This window comes from Skermanella sp., from assembly GCF_059503625.1.
This window is the reverse complement of the sequence record NZ_JCACHA010000139.1, coordinates 1-3,726: the sequence shown is the minus strand read 5'-3', so window position 1 is coordinate 3,726 and position 3,726 is coordinate 1. Positions and strand designations below refer to the sequence as shown.

At 64.0% G+C, this 3,726-nt stretch carries 3 protein-coding genes; all 3 read right to left on the bottom strand.

Going from position 1 to position 3,726, the window contains the following annotated elements:
• Positions 1-38: 38 nt before the first annotated feature.
• Positions 39-1,700, bottom strand: a complete 1,662-nt coding sequence (locus AC5JJ6_RS03745; RefSeq protein WP_496040758.1) for an alpha-D-glucose phosphate-specific phosphoglucomutase — start codon at positions 1,698-1,700, stop codon at positions 39-41.
• Positions 1,701-1,715: 15 nt separating this feature from the next.
• Positions 1,716-3,029, bottom strand: a complete 1,314-nt coding sequence (gene glgC, locus AC5JJ6_RS03740; RefSeq protein ID WP_496040757.1) for a glucose-1-phosphate adenylyltransferase — start codon at positions 3,027-3,029, stop codon at positions 1,716-1,718.
• 282 nt (positions 3,030-3,311) lie between these two features.
• Positions 3,312-3,530, bottom strand: a complete 219-nt coding sequence (locus tag AC5JJ6_RS03735) for a hypothetical protein (protein ID WP_496040756.1) — start codon at positions 3,528-3,530, stop codon at positions 3,312-3,314.
• Between the last annotated feature and the right edge of the window lie 196 nt (positions 3,531-3,726).

Here is a 3,726-nt window from a genome sequence, read left to right as displayed (position 1 = left end):
CATGACGGGATGCCTCCATCCCGTCATGATGCCGCCACTCAAGTAATGACCGAAGGCTTATCGCGGCCGGTCCGCTTCGAGATTCCGGCGACCGCGTCGGCCGTCGCGATCAGGCCGGCCAGCGCTTCCTGCGAGTCGAGGTCCTGTTTCGCCGGATCGGGCTCGTAGCGTTCCATGTAGACGCGGAGCGTGGCACCGCCGGTCCCGGTGCCGCTGAGGCGATAGACGACGCGGGAGCCGTCGGCGAAGGAGATGCGGATGCCTTGGCGCTTCGAGATCGAGCCGTCGATCGGGTCGCGGTATTCGAAGTCGTCGGCGGTCTTGACCTCGGCGTCGCCGATGCGGGTGCCGGGCAGGGTAGGCAGGGATGCTCGCAGGTCCGCCATCATGGCGTCCGCCGTCGAGTTGTCGATGTCCTCGTAGTCGTGGCGGGTGTAGTAGTCGCGGCCCAGTTCCCGCCAGTGCTGGCGGACGATCTCGCCGATCGGCTGGTTGCGGGCGGCCAGGATGTTGAGCCACAGCAGGACCGCCCACAGCCCGTCCTTCTCCCGGACATGGTCGGAGCCGGTGCCGGCGCTCTCCTCACCGCACAGGGTCGCCCGGCCGGCGTCGAGCAGGTTGCCGAAGAACTTCCAGCCGGTCGGAGTCTCGAACCCCGGGATGCCGAGCTTGGCCGCGACCCGGTCGGCGGCCCGGCTGGTCGGCATCGAGCGCGCGATGCCGCGCAGTCCCCCGGCATAGCCGGGCGCCAGATGGGCGTTGGCCGCCAGCAGCGCCAGACTGTCGCTGGGCGTGATGAACAGGTCGGGACCCATGATCATGTTGCGGTCGCCGTCGCCATCGGACGCGGCGCCGAAGTCCGGCGGGTTCGGCCCGGTCATGGCCGCGACCAGATCGTGGGCGTGGACGGGGTTGGGATCGGGATGGTGGCCGCCGAAGTCGGGCAGGGGCGTGCCGTTCAGCACGGTCCCCGCCGGAGCGCCCAAGCGCTTTTCCAGGATCTCGATCGCATAGGGGCCGGTGACGGCGCTGAGCGCGTCGAACACCATGCGGAACTTTCCACCCCGGCTGCCGCCCCGGAACAGCGAGCGGATCTGGTCGAAGTCGAACAGGCTTTCCATCAGCTCGGCATAGTCGGCCACCGGGTCGATGATCTCGACCGTCATGCCTTCCAGCTGGCTCGTTCCCAGCCGGTCCAGGTCGATGTCCGGCGTCTCCACCGTCCGGTATTCGGTGATTTCGCCGGTCCGCTTGAAGATCGCGTCGGTGATCTTCTCCGGCGCCGGGCCGCCGTTGCCGGTGTTGTACTTGATGCCGAAATCGCCGTCGGGGCCGCCCTGGTTGTGGCTGGCCGACAGGATGATGCCGCCGAACGCCTTGTATTTGCGGATGACGTTGGAGGCGGCCGGCGTGGACAGGATACCGCCCCGGCCGATCAGCAGGCGCCCGATGCCGTTGGCGGCTGCCATCCGGACGATGATCTGGATGGCTTCGGGATTGTAGAACCGGCCATCGCCGCCGACCACGACCGTCTGGCCCTGGATGCCATCGTCGCCGGTGCCGGACATGACGTCGAAGATGGACTGGATGAAGTTCGCCACGTAATGCGGCTGGCTATAGACGGTCACCTTCTTGCGAAGCCCTGACGTGCCGGGCTTCTGGTCGTTGAAGGGAGTGGTCGGGACGATCACCGGAGCCATTTTCTCGATTTACCCTTAGACTGTAATGCTGCCGAGCGGCACGGGAGAGCGGTGGCCCTCGACGATGACGATGCCGGTTTCGGTGACGTGGTAGTGCTTGGCGTCCTCTTCCAGGTCGTAGCCGATCACGGCGTCTTCCGGGATGCGGGCGTTCTTCTCGATGATCGCGCGGCGGATCTTGGCCCGCCGGCCGATATCGACATTGTCGAAGATGATGCTGTCTTCGACCAGCGCTCCGGAATGGACCCGTACCCAGCGGCCGACCACCGACCGCTTGACGACGCCGCCCGAGATGATGCAGCCGCCCGACACCATGCTGTCGATCGCCTGACCCCGGCGCTGCTCCTCGTCGAAGGCGAACTTCGCGGGCGGGTCGGAGTAGCCCGATGTCCGCAGCGGCCACTTCCGGTTATAAAGGTTGAGCGGCGGGTCGATCGCCCGCACGTCCATGCTGGCCTCGTAATAGGCGTCGAGCGTGCCGACGTCGCGCCAGTAGGGCATGCCGTCCGGCGGGTCGCCGGCGATGCGGTTGGTCTGGTAGTCGTAGGCGAACATCTCCACCTTGCCGATCAAGGCGGGCAGGATGTCCTTGCCGAAGTCATGGGAGCTTTCGGGGTTCTTGACGTCCTCGTAGACCATCTTGAGCAGCAGTTCGCTCGAGAAGATGTAGTTGCCCATCGAGGCCAGCACCTTGGTCGGGTCGCCGGGCATGGTGGGAGCGTCTTCCCGCTTCTCGACGAAGCCGATGATCCGGCCGTCCTCGTCGACCTCGATCACGCCGAATTCCTTGGCGTATTTCTTGTCGACCGGGATCACGGCGATCGTAACGCCGGCGTTCTTCTTGGAGTGGAACTCGATCATTTGCCGGATGTCCATCCGGTAGATGTGGTCGGCGCCGAACAGCACGACGAGGTCGGGCTTGGACTGCTCGATCAGGTTGGCGTTCTGGAAGACGGCGTCCGCGGTGCCGCTGTACCAGGTTTCCCCGGGCGAGCGCATCTGTGCCGGCACCGGGATGATGAACTGCTCCTGAAGCAGTCCGCCGAACTGCCAGCCGTCGCGCAAGTGCTGAAGCAGCGACTGGCTTCGAAACTGAATCAAGACATAGATCGAAAAGATTCCGGAATTGATGAAATTACTCAAGACGAAATCGACGATGCGATATTTTCCGCCAAATGGGACTGCCGGCTTGGCGCGTTCCCTGGTCAGCGGGGATAACCTTGTTCCTTTGCCGCCGGCCAGGATCAATCCCATAATCTTCAATTGCATCGTGCTGTTCCTTCTCTTGGCGCCTGATGGTCGCGGACACCGTGGGCATGCCTTTCGCACTTCGGTCCGAGTATAACAATCAGGGCGGAAAAAGGGAGCTTTGTTGCAGCGCAACGATGCTTTTGTTCAGAGGGTTAACCCCTCCTCGCTTGTATTGCTTGAATCATCTTGAATTAATAAAAGGGATGAATTGCCATCGGGCTGGAAAGAACGAGGGTCGTGCTCCCGGCGGCGGCACCGGGAGCACGACCGGGGTTTTGGCAGCGAACGCCGCACCCCGTCATAAAGACGCCTGAAGCGTAATGATGAATTCTCCAGGGGCGTATCGGCGGTCTGCCGGCGTCACGGACGTTTGCGGCGGTTGTCCCAGACGGCGGATTCCGGATCGTCCGCCGGCAGGCGGCTGAGGATCTGGTTGCAGATCGCTTCGGCGCTGCGGTCATAGACCTGCCACTGCGCGACGCTGAGCTTTTCCCTCAGCATCAGCATGCGGCCGACGAGATAATGCTCGCTCAGGCCCAGCTTGACGGACACCGTCTTCAGCTTCGAATGCTCGCCCATGATAATCTCCATCTGCCGCAGCCGGCGGTTATGCTTTGTCGATATGTCGGGGCAGGGGGCCGTTAGGCCGAGACGGCGTGCAAGCCGCGGGTCGGGACGGGCGAGCCATCGGCGGTGAAGCCGTTGTTCATGGCCCAGATCGCGGCCTGGGTGCGGTTGTTGACGTCGATCTTGCGCAGCAGGGTCTTCAGGTGGA

Coding starts and splice junctions, on each gene's coding strand:
- AC5JJ6_RS03745 (WP_496040758.1), bottom strand. CDS start 1,700: ATGGCTCCGGTGATCGTCCCGACCACTCCCTTCAACGACCAGAAGCCC.
- AC5JJ6_RS03735 (WP_496040756.1), bottom strand. CDS start 3,530: ATGGGCGAGCATTCGAAGCTGAAGACGGTGTCCGTCAAGCTGGGCCTG.